Genomic DNA, 14,912 nt, shown 5'->3' on the forward strand with positions numbered 1-14,912 from the left:
GGTCGCCGAGACGTTTCGAAGGATCGGTCTCCAGCCCGACCTCGAGACCACGCAGGGAAGCTGCCCAGCCGAAGAAGACTTTCAGCTCTGCGGCCAAACGATTGGCTCTGACCTTGGCGGTCTTGCCCTTGGTTTCGACCAGCGCGATGAGATCCCTTTCGGTGACCTCATAGATGTTGCGGCTGCCAAGCGCGGGAGCAATGTCGTGATTGTAGACATCCATCTTATCCTTGATGGTTCGCGGCTTGTTGATCCGCTTCGCGCGCGAGGAACGTCCTTCGTGGACGGCTATCATGTAAAGGCCATGGGCTCTGGCGACGGTCATTTCGCTTCGTGCTTTCTCGGCGCGCTGGACGGCGCGCGGGTCGATACCGGCTTCAACCTTTGTGTTCAGCTCCCGCGCCCATTCACGGGCCTCCGCGATGGACTGGGCGGGGAAGAGTCCGCCGAATATTGTGGCGACGACTTTCTGACGCGCGACCTGTCGTCGATAGCGCCAGCGTTTCTTGCCGGATTTCAGAACCTCGAGAGCAAGCCCGGGGGTCTGAGGGTCCGGAAGGATGCCCTCGCAAAGGGCGTCAATCATGGCAGGTGAAAAGGTGATTTTTTGGGCCATAAGTCCGATTCCATCGGCGTTTGGCGCATATAAAATCATGGCAGAATTGGCGTCTAGCCCAGTCGGGCGAGGTCTGGCCCTGTCTAGCCAAATTTCTGAGGTTTCTGCCGTAAAGCATTGCGCAAAAGCCGAATCATGAGGACTCGACTGGCTGGGGTGGGAGGATTCGAACCTCCGCATGGCGGTACCAAAAACCGACCTGAATGGCTGATTTCTGCGGGTTTCATTGCAGAATGCGACTCTTGTCCACAGGCAAGAATCAATGACTTAGCTCACTTTTGCAGAATGAATTCGAGCCGATGGCGGAAAGAAAATCGCTGTATTCCAGTGCTGTTCAGTCTGCCCAAGCGGTCACGTTCGGGAAGCTGATGCAGACTGGCTCGATCGGGCGGGCGAGGGGGCTGTGAGAGCGACGGCCTGCTTCGACGATTTCAGGACTTTGCCAATCAAGCCAATGCGCTAAGGTGCCTTCATGACCTTTGGCGTTTTCATCCATCGATCAGACTCGATCTATAATGATAGCCCCGCTGAACGCTATCAGTTCCCGCCTCAATATCTCGGGCGGATCGAGCAATGTGTGGGCGATTGGATCGTCTATCTCGAGCCCAGCAAGGTCAAAGATACGCGCGGCTATTTTGCGGTTGCCAAGGTTCAGCAGGTTATTCCCGACCCTGGTGCTCCTGGCATGTATCTGGCGATTATCGAGCCCGGCACTTATCTCGATTTTGCAACACCAGTGCCTTTCCGTGGTCCGGACGGTATCATGGAACTGGGCGTGCTCAATGACGCGGGCGGCATTTCCGGGCGCGCGCAATCGGCTGTCCGGCCTTTGTCGCCTTCCGACTTTTACCGGATTGTGGACGCTGGTTTGCGGGAAGAGGCTCCGCTTTTGCCGCGAGTGGACGAAGCCGCCGATCAGAACGTGGTGCGAGAAGAGCGGGCCACCTTTGACTTCGGCATGCCGGTGGAACGGCAAAGGATGCTTACCTCGCGAGCCGTGCGCGACCGAGTGTTCCGCCGCGTTGTGCTTCGAGCTTACGATGAGCGTTGCGCCATCACCGGCCTCAAGCTGATCAATGGCGGGGGAAGGGCGGAGGCAGAGGCAGCCCATATTCAACCGGTCGAAGCCAATGGCCCCGATGTGGTGGGCAATGGCATTGCACTATCGGGAACGGTTCACTGGCTCTTCGATCGGGGCCTGATCAGCCTGGATGATGATCTCAGTATTCTGGTTTCGCGCCACGCCAACGATCCAGATAGTATTCATAGCTTGATCAATCGCAGTGGGCGCGCCCTTTCGCCACTTCGCCCTGGCGATCGGCCACATCCCCATTTCCTGAAATGGCATAGGGAAAACTGCTTCAAGCTTTGAGGTGTGATCGCGGCGCAGATTGTCTGTCAAGTCATGCTTGACGCGAAAAGGCATGTCGCGTATAGCTTGACGCATGGAAATCGAAAGCATCCGACACAAAGCGTTGGAGCGCTTTTTTACCACAGGTACAGCCAAGGGGCTGGTTGGCGATACGGCTCGCTTGGCCAGAATGCTGGCGTACATCGTGGCGGCAGAAGCCTTCGATGAATTAGCTACACCGCCAAATTTTGGTCTTCATCGGCTTACGGGAGACCGAGATGGAACTTGGGCGATGACTGTTACGCGCAACTGGCGGCTGACGTTCAAACTTAATGAAGACAATGCTTTGATCGATATGGATTTGGAGGATTATCATGGCGCTTAAGATGCACCATTCCCTTGCTCAGCATGTCGGTGAATGGCTGAAGTCGGAAATTGTTGAGCCGCACAATGTGACGGTGAAGGATCTCGCGAGCCATCTGGGCGTGTCTCGCCAGGCGCTGAGTACGCTGTTAAACGGGCGCGCGAACTTGTCTGCCGAAATGGCCATTAGGTTCGAAAAGGCGTTTGGCGTGAAGGCCGATACCCTGCTTCGCATGCAGACGGCTTACGATTTGGCACAGGCTCGCGCCCATGATGCCGACATTAGGGTGGGGCGGTTCCAGGCAGCCGCGTGACGGCTCGTTTTGGCTCGTACACGCGTTGCTGGATTATTCCAGCGCCCCCTCCCGCAATGCTTCGTACAACTGCCCCGGCCCCAGAAGCAGTTCCTTGAGACGCTCACGAAGAACAGGGTTGCTCAGCGCCTGAAGACTCATTTTTTCGAATGCCTCATGAGTTTCCATGATTGCATTCATGTGTTCGCCATCAAGTGTGGGAGATGCCTCGAACTGAGATTTCGAGTTGTTGGCAGCCTGCTGTCGAAGCGATTCAGACTCCAGCAGTTTGCTCTTTAAAGCCCCTACAAAGTTCAACGCATCGTTATCAGTCAGGTCGCCCTCGAAAAGGTCGTTCACCTTGGCGATGATCTCGGCCAGTAGGGCCTTCTGTTTGTCTTGCACCGCCCCAGAGCCTGCCCCGCTGATGGGGGCAAGCGGCGTTTTCTCACCGCCCGATACGCTGATGGTGCGGCTGCCCAGATCCTTGAGCGTATGGTGCGTCAGGCGCACGCCGGAAAGGTCCACGCCGTCGCGTTCACGGCCAAACTCCAGCAACGGGATCAGCCGCTTGTAGAACAGGAAGCGCTTCTCGATTTCGGTGCTGCCATAGTCGAAGATCTGGGACAGGAACGTGTAGAGGCTTACGAATGTCTGCATGTCGGCCCTGAAAAGGAGAAGGGCATTGACCTCGTCCTTGGCATCGTCTGCGGCTTTCTGGTCCTTTTTCTCTTGTGCACTCTTCCAGAGGGCAAAGGCGTCCCTGTGTTGTACCAGCAAACGCTGGGCCACAGGCTCCAGCGCCGCGATGAGCTGCCCCTGTGTGGCGCTTGGGTCGAGTTCCACGCGCACCAGTCGTTCAACCTCGTGGTTGTCGTAATGCCCGGTTGCATCCAGCTTAGCGCGCAAGTCGAAGATGAGGTTAGGATCGGTGGCGGCCGCGATTTCTGCCGTATCGTAGTAGGTGCGGAACGCCTCAAGCACCTCTTCAGAGCTGTTCACGAAATCGAGGACATAGGTCGTGTCCTTGCCGGGGTATGCACGATTGAGCCTCGACAGGGTCTGCACCGCCTGAATACCCGCCAGCCGCCGGTCCACATACATGCCGCACAGCAGCGGCTGGTCAAAGCCCGTCTGGAACTTGTTGGCCACCAGCAGGATCTTGGCGTCCTCATCGCTGAAGGCCTCGCGTATGTCGCGCCCCCTCAAGGTGGGGTTTAGCTTGGCACTGGTTTCCGTCAGCGGCTCGCCATCGCCCTCTGGGTCGTTCACCTCGCCAGAGAAAGCCACCATCGTCGCCATGCGATAGCCCTGCGACTTAATGTAGCGGTCAATCGCCTGCTGCCAACGCGCTGCCTCAATACGGCTGGCCAGCACCACCATCGCCTTGGCCTTGCCATCCAGCAGTGGCCCCACGTTTTCGCGAAAATGCTCGACGACGATCTGCACTTTTTGTGCGATGTTGTAGGGATGCAGGCGCACCCAGCGCATGATCCCCTTCATCGCCGCGCTCTTCTCGACCTCGCGCTCGTCCCACTCCTCCCCATTGTTGGCCAGCTTGAAGGCCAGCTTGTAGGGCGTGTAATTCTTCAGCACATCGAGGATGAAAGCTTCCTCAATCGCCTGCCGCATAGAATAAACGTGGAAAGGCGCGGGCTTGTTTGTCTCGCTCGCGGCCATGTCGGGATTGGGGCGACGGCCGAACAGTTCCATCGTCTTGGTCTTGGGCGTGGCGGTGAAGGCCACATAGGTCACGCCATCCTTGGCCGCGCGCGCTGCCATCTGGGCCGCCAACAGGTCCTCGCTGCTGATCTCGCCGCCGTCGGTGATCTCTTCGATTTCCTCGGGCGTCAGCACTGCCTTCAGCTTGGCTGCGGTTTCGCCCGCCTGGCTGCTATGGGCCTCGTCGGCGATCACGGCGAACTTCTTGCCCTCGGTCGCGGCGCGTTCGCGCACTGCCTCGAGCGCGAATGGGAAGGTCTGCATGGTGCAGACGATAATTTTCTTGCCGCTGTCCAGTGCATCGGCCAGCGCCGCGCTCTTGCTGCCGCTGTCGCTCGTGACCGTGGCGACCACGCCCTTGGTGCGCTCGAACTCGAACAGGGCCTCCTGCAACTGGGCGTCGATCACGTTGCGATCCGACACCACGATAACACTCGAGAAGATCTTGGCATCGGCGGCGTCGTGCAGATCGGCCAGGAAATGAGCAGTCCACGCGATGGAGTTGGTCTTGCCTGACCCTGCGCTGTGCTGGATCAGGAAGCGCCCCCCCGCACCTTCTTGCCGGATCTGGGCGCGCAGCTTTCGCGTCCCGTCCAACTGGTGATAGCGGGGGAAGATGATGCCGCTGATCTGCTTTTTCTTGTCGCGCTTGGCGATCATGTAGCGGCCGAGGATCTCGAGCCAGCTGTCGCGCTGCCAGATCTCGCGCCACAGATAGGCCGTGGAATGGCCGGTGCCATCTGCCGGATTACCCGCGCCGCCGTTGTTGCCACGGTTGAACGGCAAAAATCGCGTGGCGCCACCATCCAGTCTGGTGGTCATCATCACGTCGCGGTTACTCACCGCAAAATGGACCAGCGCTCCGGTGGCAAAGCTGAGCAACGGCTCGCCTTTGGGCGAACGGTCAAACTTGTATTGGTCCATGGCGTCGCCAACTGACTGAGTGAAGTCCGTCTTCAACTCCACCGTGGCGACAGGCAGGCCGTTCAGAAACAGCACAAGGTCGATGCAGTTCTCATTCGCCCTGGAATAGCGCACCTGCCGCAACACCCGCAGCCGGTTGGCCTGATAGCGCGCCACGATGGCTGGGTTCATGCCCGATGCAGGCGCAAATTGGGCAAGGCTGACCAGCCCCTTCACCCCGATCAGTTCGACGCCATAGCGCAGCACATCCAGCGTGCCACGGTCCTGCAGTGATTTGCGCAAGCGGTCGCACAAGACATCAAGCGCTGCCGGGCCGTGGGCCTTGGCTAGCGCCTCCCACACCTGCGGCTGGCTTGCTTCCAGCCAGCTTTGCAAGTCCTCGGAAAAAATGGCCCTGGTCCGATCATAGCGCGCGGCGGCACCCGCCTCATACAACCAGCCAGCCGCTGCCAGATCGGCGCAGATCTCGTCCTCGAAGCTGATTTCCTTGTGCAGGCTCATTTTCGTCCAAACCCTTTATACGGAGGCCAACAGGCGTGGTCGCAAAACCTGCTCAAGCTTGATCATTGCCGTAACCAGCGACTGCTGGACTTCCGGCCATTCTTCGCGAGGAACTCGATAGCCGCCCGCGACAACGGCGCCGACCAGCGTTCCCTTTTGCCCATCCGTTTTCTTCCAGATCATGGCGCCGCCGAACTGGGCTTCAATCTCTTCGCGATTGGCATAAAGTGCTTCGAAGAACTGCTCGTCGTTATTGATCCACAGATGGACCTGACTGTCGCTTTGGCGGATCGTATAAACGTAAGATAAGCCTGCACGACCAGCGCTGGCCGACAGCCAGTTGTCCTTCGAGGGGCTACGACCTGCGTGAAGACTGGTTTGGCCCGCCGCGACTTTGAGCAACGCTGCCCAAAACTCATAACGGATCTCATGTCGCTGCGCCTCAAATTGGCGTTCGGCCTGCCGCTTCAGCCCGATCTGGGTCTGAAATGTTGCTGCCTCGGGCAGAGGGATGATCTGCTGCACATCGAGCAGCAGCCGCCCATCCGAAAGTTTGCACGGGCTGAGACGAATGCAGGTGATGTCGATGCCTTGATCGCGCAGCCACAAGACGGCAGTGGTCAGTTCCTTGCCAAAGTCGGCAGAGGCCAGCACGATCCGCACCGATTGGGCGAAGCCTTCCTCTGCCGCCTCATCCCATCGCAGGAAAGCGAGGATGGCGGCCTCGGCACCTTCTGCGTCCAGGCCATTGCGGCGGCGGAACTCGGCATGGGCGTCGATAGCCTCGGCAAAGGTCATACGCGCCACCATGGCGGCATAGCGCAAGGCCTGCAGTTCCATATGGCCTGCATCGTCGCGCTTCAGTTCGACCACCACCAGATTGGCGTCGCTGTCGAGGCACAGGAGGTCGATGCGGCGGTTGCTATCCACCCAGCCGCCATATTCCTCGGCCAGCACAAACAGGTCATCACCCAGCACCGCGATCTGCTCGCGCAGCATGCGCTGGATGTCCTGCCGCTCCTTCAGCCCCTCGGCCTGAAACAATGTCTGGTTCGCAGCGGCCAGCCGCCCATCGACGAGTTCGTAGACTGGCATCAGGCAGGCTCCATCGCTTGGGCGGCTTCGATGCGGCTGGCCTCCCATTCCTTGTATGTTTGACGAGTGGTCGTGTTGACCCATTCCGTGGTGCCATTCGCAGGCCGTCCCAACACCACCGCCGCTGCCGCACTCGGGCTCTGGAATGCATAGCTCTGCGCAAAAGTGCAGTGCTGCCCTTCCTCCACGATCACACCCGCGTTTTTTAACTCCGTATGCAGTCTGCTGTAGCCTTCCTCGCGGCTACTGATCCAATGCAACTGGGCCTGCGATCCTTGCTCTACCACGAATTCACCATTCTCCAGCACGGCATGGGCAGTTATGCCGTGCTTGCGGCTTTCGACGACAAACCGCGCCCCTGATTCAGCCAAAGTCGCGACAGGCGCCGCCACGGCAGGGTTCGGGACAGACCGCGCCCGCTGGATAAACATGTCCACGCGCACGGCTGGCAGCACCACCAGGAGGTTTTCGAGGAAAGCCTCCATCTTACCCTGATCGGCCTCGCTCAAGCCCGGCAGGCTGGGGGCCACGCTGTTTTCCAGTGGCATGCGGCCAATGCTCTTGGCCTCGGCGATCAGGCGCGCTTCCAAATAGCGCACATGGGCCTTGTTCAGCTTGTTGGCGGCGGCGGTGACAAGGATGGCGCTGTTCCACCAGTCCTTCTTCACATCATGGCTGCGGATGCGGGCTGAGATGTCCTCGCCTTCTCCGATATAGGCCAGCGGCTCGCCCTCCTGCTCGCCCAGCAAGAGGTAGATGCCCGCGTAGCTCGCCTCTGGCCGCGACAGAGCGGTAGTGATCTGGGTGCGCGGGGTCATCAGGACATGCCCCGTCCAGTTGAACATCTCGGCGGTCAGCATCCCATCGGGGCGGCCGTCGATGTAATAAAGTTCAAGGCTGCGGCCGGTGGCGCGGGTCATGCGGGGGGCACCATAGAGATTTTTACGCCCTGCTTCCAATCACCCAAATCACCTGTGTCATCATGCTGCACGTTCAATCCAGCCTTCCCGTCAAATAAAGTCCGCGAGTGAAATGGCGGTTTTGTGCGGGATTTTCGCACACATGCCGCACTCCGCGTCTCCACAATCAAATACCCGTCAAAGAAAATTACGCCCACCATGGCAGGTAGCGCGCGACCTTCTTTGCCTGCCCTTCCTCGAACGGCTTGATGACCCCGGCCTCAAGCGCGTCCTTGATAATACGCGACACAATTGCGGCATTGCCTGCCTCAACCCCGAACCGTTCGGCCGTCATGCGGGCTTCACCCTAAAGCCGAGCAGCATGAAGGCCTCTACCGCCTCAGGCTTCATCGTATAGCGGATGGCGCCATCATCATCTCGCCGCTGCACGGTGAGCAATGGGAGGTTGGCGCTCTTGCCCTGCGCCGGGGTTCCTCCCAGATCGCGCAGAAAGGGCGCGCGCTGGGCGCAAATCGAGCCAAAGCCCATGTCCCAAGTATTCGGCGCCCAGCCAATCTTGCCCGAGAGTTCGGCGCAGGTGCTGTCAGGGTTGTCGAGCAAGGCTTTGATCAGGCGTTCCTCGGTTTCGCTGGGCGCATCCTCCTGAAAGGCGACAAGCACGCGCTGGGCCAAGGGCTGGCCTGCCACGCTATGCACGGCGGCGGCGCGGGCTTGTTCTTGCGCGGCGTCATGGGCCTCCAGCGCATCGAGCAGCTTTTGTGCGTCAGCAATCAAGGCTGGCTTGCCCGATTGCAGCCCGGCCAGCGCGCGCTCGCGCATGGTCTTGCGTTCGACGGGGGTTTTCGCGGGTATAGCGGCGATGAGTTTGTCGATGCTCATGCGGTTTCCATTTCGTCGGTGGAGGCAGCGGCGGCGGCGCGGACGTCGATCTTGCCGGTGACGGCAGCCGAGATCAGCGCGGCGCGGCGTTCTTGCAGCAGGGTGATGGCGGATTGGGCTTCGGCGATAAGCAGTTCGAGAGACTGTAGCGGTCTTGCGATGTTGGCGACAATGCTCGATTGTTCACTCACTGGCGGGATGGGGATTTGGAAATTCGCCAGCGATCCCAGATAGATGCCCGGCTGAGCTGAAAAGCCGACATTGCTCCAAAGCAAACGCTGGAAGCCATCTGATTGGAAAACAAAGTTCAGCCATTCTGTCCCAGTGACGTTATTCGGGCGAAACAACGCAACGCTGCGCTGAATGTGAAAATCGCCGAAGTCCAACGGCACGATTGCGGTCTTTCCTAGCGTGGCACCAACCACGGCCAATAGGACATCGCCTCCCGTTGGAATGAAAGAGCGGCAAAGCTCGGCGTAATCGTCGTCGGAGATCAATGAGTCATCGTCTCGGAATGCGAATACGCCTTCCTGAATATTGCGAACGCTCAGCAGGGGAACGCCGCTTTCCACTCGGGCAGGGGGTTGGTGGGTGCCGTCCCTAAGAAGCGCGCAAGCATGCTTTAGAGCCACGGTCTCCCAATGCTTGGGGATTTGGCCGAGCCATTCGATGCCGCTGTCACGCATGGGGGCGGAGGGGTTGAGGCCTTTGGTGACGGCGTGGGAGATGACCGCTTGGCGCTTTTCCTTCAGCAGCGCGATCAAGCGCTCCTGCTCTGCCACCAAGCCATCAATCTTGCCCACCTCCCGATCCAGAAACCCCGCAATCGCCTCCTGCTCGGCGAGGGGGGGGACTGGGATGCGGATTGCAACGAGATCGGTCGCATTGATGGCAGGGTAACTCACGCCCACCGATTTCGCGATCACCTCTGATATGAATGCCTCGGCACGCAGAGCAAACCCTAGATAGGCGCCTTGTGCAGCGTTGGCACGAACAACGCAAAAACCTGTCGAAGCAATTGCGCCGTCGTACTCTCGCGGCACAGAGGCAATCGCCCGTAGATAAGTCCGAACGGTTGAAATCAGCACATCACCGCTTCGCAGAACACGGCGTGCGCGAGATGGTGCTGATCCAAACGGAAAGGTAGCAGAACCCTTGATGCCGGCCGCTTCGTCTACATCCGAAATTTCGACATATTCGATTTCGGTTTCTGCATCGGTCGATTCCGCCAAGACTTGGTCATTGTAGGATGCGACTGACTTAAGGGGCTTCACCTCCCAATGCCCCGGCACCGAGCCAAGCCAGGCCACGCCGCTGTCCTTATATTCGGCATAAGGGGGGAAGCTCACGCGGCCAACTCCGCCAACATCGCCTGAATGCGCGCGGTCACGCCCGCCAGCTCAGCGTCGATCTCGGAGAGCGGACGGGGCGGCTCAAAGACATAGAAATGGCGGTTGAAGGGGATCTCATAGCCAACCTTGGTCTTGGTCTCGTCGATCCACGCGTCGGGGGCATGGGGCTTCACCTCGCGCGCGAAATAGGCCTCGATGTCCTCGGACAAAGGCACGTTCTCGGTATCGCGCAGGGCGCTGTCGGGCTGCATCTTGCCCTTGGCCTTGCCCTTCTGGCCCAGCACCGGCTTGCCTGCCTCATCGAGCAAGGGGCGCTCGACGGTGATGGTGCGATAGCCAAAGGCCTCGTTGGGGAAGATGCGCGAGAGGGGCGCGAGCTTCACCTTGCCGCCCTCTGGTGCCTCGGGCGCAGCCTCGCCCGCGATGACGATCTGGCGCGAGACTTCCTTGCCGCTGGCGTCGATCAGCGTGGCCAATTGCGCTTCGACAAAGCTGCCGAACAGGCGCGTCACGTCCTCGATATGCGCTTCGCCCATCTCCTTGCGCTTGGAGCCGAGGGACTTGCGCATCTTCTGCCAGAAGCTGCTGGCGTCGATCAGTTGCACCTTGCCGGTGCGGGCCTGCGGCTTCTTGTTCGACAGGATCCAGACATAGGTGGCGATTCCGGTGTTGTAGAACATGTCGGTGGGCAGCGCGATGATCGCCTCGACCAGATCGTTTTCCAGCACATAGCGGCGGATCTCGCTCTCACCACTGCCCGCGCCGCCGGTAAAGAGGGGCGAGCCGTTAAGGACGATGCCAAAGCGGCAGCCACCTTCCGTCCACGGGCGCATTTTGGAGAGCAGGTGCATGAGGAACAGCAAGGAGCCATCGGACACGCGCGGCAGGCCGGGGCCAAAGCGACCATTGTGGCCTTGGCGTTGGTGCTCGTCCTGAACTTCCTTCTGCACCTTCTTCCATTCCACGCCAAAGGGCGGGTTGGAGAGCATGTAGTCGAAGCGGGCGGCAGGGTGGCCATCGTCGGACAGGGTGTTGCCCTGCACGATCTTGGTGATGTCCTGGCCCTTGATCAGCATGTCGGCCTTGCAGATGGCATAGGACTCGGGGTTGAGTTCCTGCCCCCACATGGTGAGCTGGGCGGTGGGGTTGTGTTCGCGCAGGTATTCCTCGGCGATGGAGAGCATGCCGCCGGTGCCCGCCGTGGGGTCATAGATGGAGCGCACGACGCTGGGCTTGGTCAGCACCTCATCGTCCTCGACGAACAGCAGGTTGACCATGAGGCGGATGACCTCACGCGGGGTGAAGTGTTCACCGGCTGTCTCGTTGCTGATTTCGGCAAACTTGCGGATCAGCTCCTCGAAGGCGAGGCCCATCTGGGCGTTGTCGACGCGGGCGGGGTGCAGGTCGATGCCCGCAAAGCGTTCGGTGACCTGGTAGAGCAGGCCGTTCTTGGCCAGCCGGTCGATCTGGGCGGCGAACTCGAATTGCTCGAAGATGTCGCGCACCTCGGGCGAGAAGCCCTGGACGTAGGACAAGAGGTTGGTGCCGATGTTGTCCTGGTCACCGATCAGCTTGGCGAGGTCGAGCGGGCTGCGGTTGAAGAACTGCATGCCAGCCGCGCGGATCAGGAAGGGATCGGGGCGGCCAGCCTCGGCCTCTTTCAGCACGGCATCCTTGGTGGGTGCCAGAACGCAATCGAGGCGGCGCAGCACGGTGAAGGGCAGGATGACGCGGCCATATTCGGACTGCTTGTAATCGCCGCGCAGGAGATCCGCCACGGACCAGATGAAGTTGGAAAGCGATTGGTGGTTCAAGGGTATAGCCTCCGTTGAGGGAGGTAGTGCCCTAGTCACTCGCAATCATCAACTGCTCCGGTCGGTCAAAACCGCCTTTGACCAACCGAGCGCGTTGACGTCGTTACATTATGCCGCTTGTTGCGGGCGTGGTGGGCGAGGATTTTTTGCTTCCCAGGCCTGGTACTCGGGATCATGCGGGTTGAAATAGACGCCGGGCAGGATCGAAATCGTGTCGCGCGAGGGATCGAGGCCTGCGTCCAATTCCCAGGCGCCAATGACATAGCGGTGGATCTCCACGGTATCGGGCAGGATGTTCACCTGCAGCGCCGGCTTTCCGAAGCGGAAGATCTCAAAGAGAATCGATTCAGGTTCGGCCGTGATTACCTCGCCGATTCGCTCATGGTTTAGCCATCCAGTGTGGATTCGGCGACCCGGATGGAGCAGGGCAACCGTGCCTTTGTTGATCTCGACGCGGTCGGATTGGGGAAATCCGCTGGCGAGGCGACCAACGGTTTTTTCGCCGATTTGTTCTTTCAGAATACAGACGGTTTCGTAGACGGCGCGCGCACGCGCGGCCTTCAGAGCGTGAAGTGTCATATGAGTCCATTTAATTGGAGGATTTTGGGGAGAGGGCGATGTGTAATCGCAATGGCAAAAACACCACCGGCGTCTTTGGCGCGTTAATTATGTCATAAAATACGAAAATGTCAAGAAAAATATGCGATTTTACGAGTCAAGATCAAAAATTACTGCGCGATATGATGGCGCCAATCTCGATCTCAGTATGAATCGAGTTTTTCGTTTTTTCTGACTTCGCAGCATAAGGGTTTTTTGGAAATGCTCTCCGCTGACGCTTTTTTGTAATGGGTTGGCGTCTGGTGTCGTTTTGAAGTCGGTCTTATTTTGCTCGTTTGTGGGCAATGTCGCAAAATTCCGGAGGGAAGCGACAGATTTCTGCGGTTTTCAGTGAACAACCGAGGCCATTTTCGCCCTGATTCGCTCGATTCGTTGTCAGATTTCCATCCAATCCTGACATCGCCAATTCTTCTGACACGTTAAGCGCTGCACATCTTGCGGTGTTTGTCAAGCTATTCACCGCACGTCCTGCAATGTCAGAGAAGAGGCAATCTCTGACATCGCGTATGTGTCTTCGCTAAAGCATTGGAAACGAAGGCATAAAAATCACCCAATGTCATAGAATAAGCGCCATTTTTCCCCATGTCAGAAAATGCGAAGCGCTTGAAATGGCGGATTTCTGGGATTTTGCGCGATGGGGCCACTCGCATTGTTGTCCACGGCTGTGGGTAGGCTTTGCTGCCTGCCCGGCTTGTTAAACGCGCCTTTCGGGGCGCCTGTTACTGTATTGTGTTGCGGCGCCGAAGATGCGGGGGTTTGATCCGAAAATGGATGATTTTTGGCCTATCTTCAGACCTGTTCCTGAAAATCCCAAGTCGGCTATTGGCTTGCTTGTTGCAAATCGCTATGTAATTTCTGAATAATGATTTTCATAAATTCGGATAATATCAAAGTACAGTGTACGTAAATTAACAATTGCATTTGTTTTTGTTAAGGTAAAAATGGAATTAATATTAACAAAATCGGCAGAGCGTCTGATTTTTTTCGATTTTTTTGTTGACTCACGGTTTCTCCACGGCATGCTTATGGGCATCAACCGCAGCCAAGGAGAACACGATGAAGTCCACTACCAATCTTGATCCTCACGCCGCCCGGCCCAGCAAGTCCATTGAGGCGCTGTTTGCCGAATGCTTTCAGATGGGAGGCGAACACGACGGAAAGGGCGGCATCCAAAGACCGACCAGTCGTCGGTTTCAGGCCCGCACATTGACGCCAGATCAGATCGATCAATGTGCCGCGCACATTGCTCAGACCAGCAATTCGCCAGAAAGCGACCTGCTCAAATTTCTGCTGTCGGCCAGGGCGGGCTTGCGGGCAGCTGAGATTGCACAATTGCCGATCGATGCATTTCTCGACGCCACAGGCCGTCCAGCCTCCACCATCACGGTGGCTGCATGGTGTTCCAAAAACCGTCGAACACGGACCATCCCGATGCACCCCAGCATCAAACAGGCGGTCATTGCCCTGCGCAAAAAGCACCCCGAGGCACGCACAATTGCCTTCACCAAGGGGCGTGATGAGCTGCGCTATCAGTCGACGAACACGGTGACCCAGTGGTTTCGTCGTATGTATCTGGCCGTCGGTTTCACCGGGTGCTCAAGCCATTCGGGGCGGCGCACCTTCATTACCGAACTGGCGCGCCGGGCCAACTCCTTCGGCAATTCTTTGCGCGATGTGCAGTTGCTCGCAGGGCATGCGCGTCTCGATACCACCGAAGTCTATATTGATGCTTCACCGAGCGTTCGAAAGCTCGTGAACTCGCTTTAACCGGCGAAACCGCAACGCCCGCAAGGCTTGCAACCATCCAACATGACCAGTGCGCCTGCCGCTTGAGCACCTTGCTCCAGCGAAGGGAGGCCTGCGTCCTCATCGAAAGGAAATCCAATTTTATGACCACGATCGTTGAAACCTTTTGGAATGCCGTTGAGCCTGTTGTCGTTGAGCGACTGGAACGCCCGGCCCGGGCTGCCCGCTATGCGCAAGCGCCTTCGCCCTATAACGCCGAGCCTATGGCGAGTTGGCTGAAGGCCATGACGGGCCATGACCAGCTGTGGCGTCACCAGGCCATGGCGCTCGAAAAATTGGAGGCGGGTGCCAATGTGGTTTTGGCGACGGCCACCGCATCGGGCAAGACGCTTCCTTTCATGGCTCGTGCGATCCAATTGCTTCGCCAGAGTCCTGACGCGCGCATCATGGCTTTCTACCCCCAGAAAGCCTTGGGCAACGATCAGCTCGAACGTTGGGTGCGTGCCGTCAAAGCCGCTGGGCTCAATGCTGAAACCGTTGGCTGTATTACGGGCGACGTTCCCAACTCAGAGCGGGAGCGCGTGCTCGATAGCGCACGCATCTTGCTGATGACGCCGGATGTGACCCATGCTTGGTTCATGCGTGGCGCCGCGACGCCCAGTGTGAAGCGTGTCCTGACCAATCTGGGACTGCTGATCATCGACGAGGCTCATGCCTA

At 58.6% G+C, this 14,912-nt stretch carries 14 protein-coding genes; 5 read left to right on the forward strand and 9 right to left on the reverse strand.

The window, feature by feature from the left end:
- Window positions 1–616, reverse strand: a 616-nt coding sequence (locus tag ACZ9HU_RS22035) for an integrase arm-type DNA-binding domain-containing protein (RefSeq protein WP_476108028.1), incomplete at its 3' end; no start/stop codon positions are given.
- Between the two features lie 472 nt (window positions 617–1,088).
- On the opposite strand from ACZ9HU_RS22035, the gene ACZ9HU_RS22040 reads away from it, so the two are divergent.
- The 3 genes from ACZ9HU_RS22040 (at window position 1,089) to ACZ9HU_RS22050 (ending at window position 2,644) form a co-directional block, all read left to right on the forward strand.
- Window positions 1,089–1,988, forward strand: coding sequence for an HNH endonuclease (locus ACZ9HU_RS22040; RefSeq protein ID WP_476108029.1), 900 nt, complete (start codon window positions 1,089–1,091; stop codon window positions 1,986–1,988).
- 73 nt (window positions 1,989–2,061) lie between these two features.
- Complete coding sequence (locus ACZ9HU_RS22045; protein WP_476108030.1) at window positions 2,062–2,352, forward strand: type II toxin-antitoxin system RelE/ParE family toxin; 291 nt, start codon at window positions 2,062–2,064, stop codon at window positions 2,350–2,352.
- Entirely contained in the window at window positions 2,342–2,644 is a 303-nt protein-coding gene (locus ACZ9HU_RS22050; protein ID WP_476108031.1) for a HigA family addiction module antitoxin, read from the forward strand. The genes ACZ9HU_RS22045 and ACZ9HU_RS22050 overlap by 11 nt, the downstream gene beginning before the upstream one ends.
- A 33-nt stretch (window positions 2,645–2,677) precedes the next feature.
- Here ACZ9HU_RS22050 and ACZ9HU_RS22055 read toward each other — a convergent pair whose 3' ends face one another.
- The 8 genes from ACZ9HU_RS22055 to ACZ9HU_RS22090 all read right to left on the reverse strand — a co-directional run bounded on the left by ACZ9HU_RS22055 (window position 2,678) and on the right by ACZ9HU_RS22090 (window position 12,409).
- The gene (locus tag ACZ9HU_RS22055) at window positions 2,678–5,770 is read right to left on the reverse strand and encodes a type I restriction endonuclease subunit R (protein ID WP_476108032.1); all 3,093 of its coding nucleotides are present in this window, start codon (window positions 5,768–5,770) and stop codon (window positions 2,678–2,680) included.
- A gap of 15 nt (window positions 5,771–5,785) precedes the next feature.
- The gene (locus ACZ9HU_RS22060; RefSeq protein WP_476108033.1) at window positions 5,786–6,865 is read right to left on the reverse strand and encodes a DUF4268 domain-containing protein; all 1,080 of its coding nucleotides are present in this window, start codon (window positions 6,863–6,865) and stop codon (window positions 5,786–5,788) included.
- Window positions 6,865–7,785, reverse strand: a complete 921-nt coding sequence (locus ACZ9HU_RS22065) for a GIY-YIG nuclease family protein (protein ID WP_476108034.1) — start codon at window positions 7,783–7,785, stop codon at window positions 6,865–6,867. Before ACZ9HU_RS22065 ends, ACZ9HU_RS22060 begins: the two co-directional genes overlap by 1 nt.
- A gap of 187 nt (window positions 7,786–7,972) precedes the next feature.
- Complete coding sequence (locus ACZ9HU_RS22070) at window positions 7,973–8,119, reverse strand: hypothetical protein (RefSeq protein WP_476108035.1); 147 nt, start codon at window positions 8,117–8,119, stop codon at window positions 7,973–7,975.
- Window positions 8,116–8,664, reverse strand: coding sequence for a hypothetical protein (locus tag ACZ9HU_RS22075; protein ID WP_476108036.1), 549 nt, complete (start codon window positions 8,662–8,664; stop codon window positions 8,116–8,118). Before ACZ9HU_RS22075 ends, ACZ9HU_RS22070 begins: the two co-directional genes overlap by 4 nt.
- The gene (locus ACZ9HU_RS22080) at window positions 8,661–10,013 is read right to left on the reverse strand and encodes a restriction endonuclease subunit S (RefSeq protein WP_476108037.1); all 1,353 of its coding nucleotides are present in this window, start codon (window positions 10,011–10,013) and stop codon (window positions 8,661–8,663) included. Before ACZ9HU_RS22080 ends, ACZ9HU_RS22075 begins: the two co-directional genes overlap by 4 nt.
- Window positions 10,010–11,869, reverse strand: a complete 1,860-nt coding sequence (locus ACZ9HU_RS22085; RefSeq protein ID WP_476108038.1) for a type I restriction-modification system subunit M — start codon at window positions 11,867–11,869, stop codon at window positions 10,010–10,012. The genes ACZ9HU_RS22080 and ACZ9HU_RS22085 overlap by 4 nt, the downstream gene beginning before the upstream one ends.
- 69 nt (window positions 11,870–11,938) lie before the next feature.
- A complete protein-coding gene (locus ACZ9HU_RS22090; RefSeq protein WP_476108039.1) occupies window positions 11,939–12,409 on the reverse strand; it encodes a hypothetical protein in 471 nt (156 codons plus the stop codon).
- 1,095 nt (window positions 12,410–13,504) lie between these two features.
- Here ACZ9HU_RS22090 and ACZ9HU_RS22095 point away from each other — a divergent pair.
- Together ACZ9HU_RS22095 and ACZ9HU_RS22100 are read left to right on the forward strand one after the other, a co-directional pair.
- Window positions 13,505–14,215 carry a tyrosine-type recombinase/integrase gene (locus ACZ9HU_RS22095; RefSeq protein ID WP_476108040.1) on the forward strand — a complete coding sequence of 237 codons (711 nt, stop codon included), beginning with the start codon at window positions 13,505–13,507 and terminating at the stop codon, window positions 14,213–14,215.
- 62 nt (window positions 14,216–14,277) lie between these two features.
- A partial coding sequence (locus ACZ9HU_RS22100; RefSeq protein WP_476108041.1) for a DEAD/DEAH box helicase occupies window positions 14,278–14,912 on the forward strand: 635 nt, incomplete at its 3' end.

The sequence above is a fragment of the Novosphingobium sp. Sphag1I genome, from assembly GCF_056279125.1.

Coding starts and splice junctions, on each gene's coding strand:
- ACZ9HU_RS22040 (WP_476108029.1), top strand. CDS start 1,089: ATGACCTTTGGCGTTTTCATCCATCGATCAGACTCGATCTATAATGAT.
- ACZ9HU_RS22045 (WP_476108030.1), top strand. CDS start 2,062: ATGGAAATCGAAAGCATCCGACACAAAGCGTTGGAGCGCTTTTTTACC.
- ACZ9HU_RS22050 (WP_476108031.1), top strand. CDS start 2,342: ATGGCGCTTAAGATGCACCATTCCCTTGCTCAGCATGTCGGTGAATGG.
- ACZ9HU_RS22055 (WP_476108032.1), bottom strand. CDS start 5,770: ATGAGCCTGCACAAGGAAATCAGCTTCGAGGACGAGATCTGCGCCGAT.
- ACZ9HU_RS22060 (WP_476108033.1), bottom strand. CDS start 6,865: ATGCCAGTCTACGAACTCGTCGATGGGCGGCTGGCCGCTGCGAACCAG.
- ACZ9HU_RS22065 (WP_476108034.1), bottom strand. CDS start 7,785: ATGACCCGCGCCACCGGCCGCAGCCTTGAACTTTATTACATCGACGGC.
- ACZ9HU_RS22070 (WP_476108035.1), bottom strand. CDS start 8,119: ATGACGGCCGAACGGTTCGGGGTTGAGGCAGGCAATGCCGCAATTGTG.
- ACZ9HU_RS22075 (WP_476108036.1), bottom strand. CDS start 8,664: ATGAGCATCGACAAACTCATCGCCGCTATACCCGCGAAAACCCCCGTC.
- ACZ9HU_RS22090 (WP_476108039.1), bottom strand. CDS start 12,409: ATGACACTTCACGCTCTGAAGGCCGCGCGTGCGCGCGCCGTCTACGAA.
- ACZ9HU_RS22095 (WP_476108040.1), top strand. CDS start 13,505: ATGAAGTCCACTACCAATCTTGATCCTCACGCCGCCCGGCCCAGCAAG.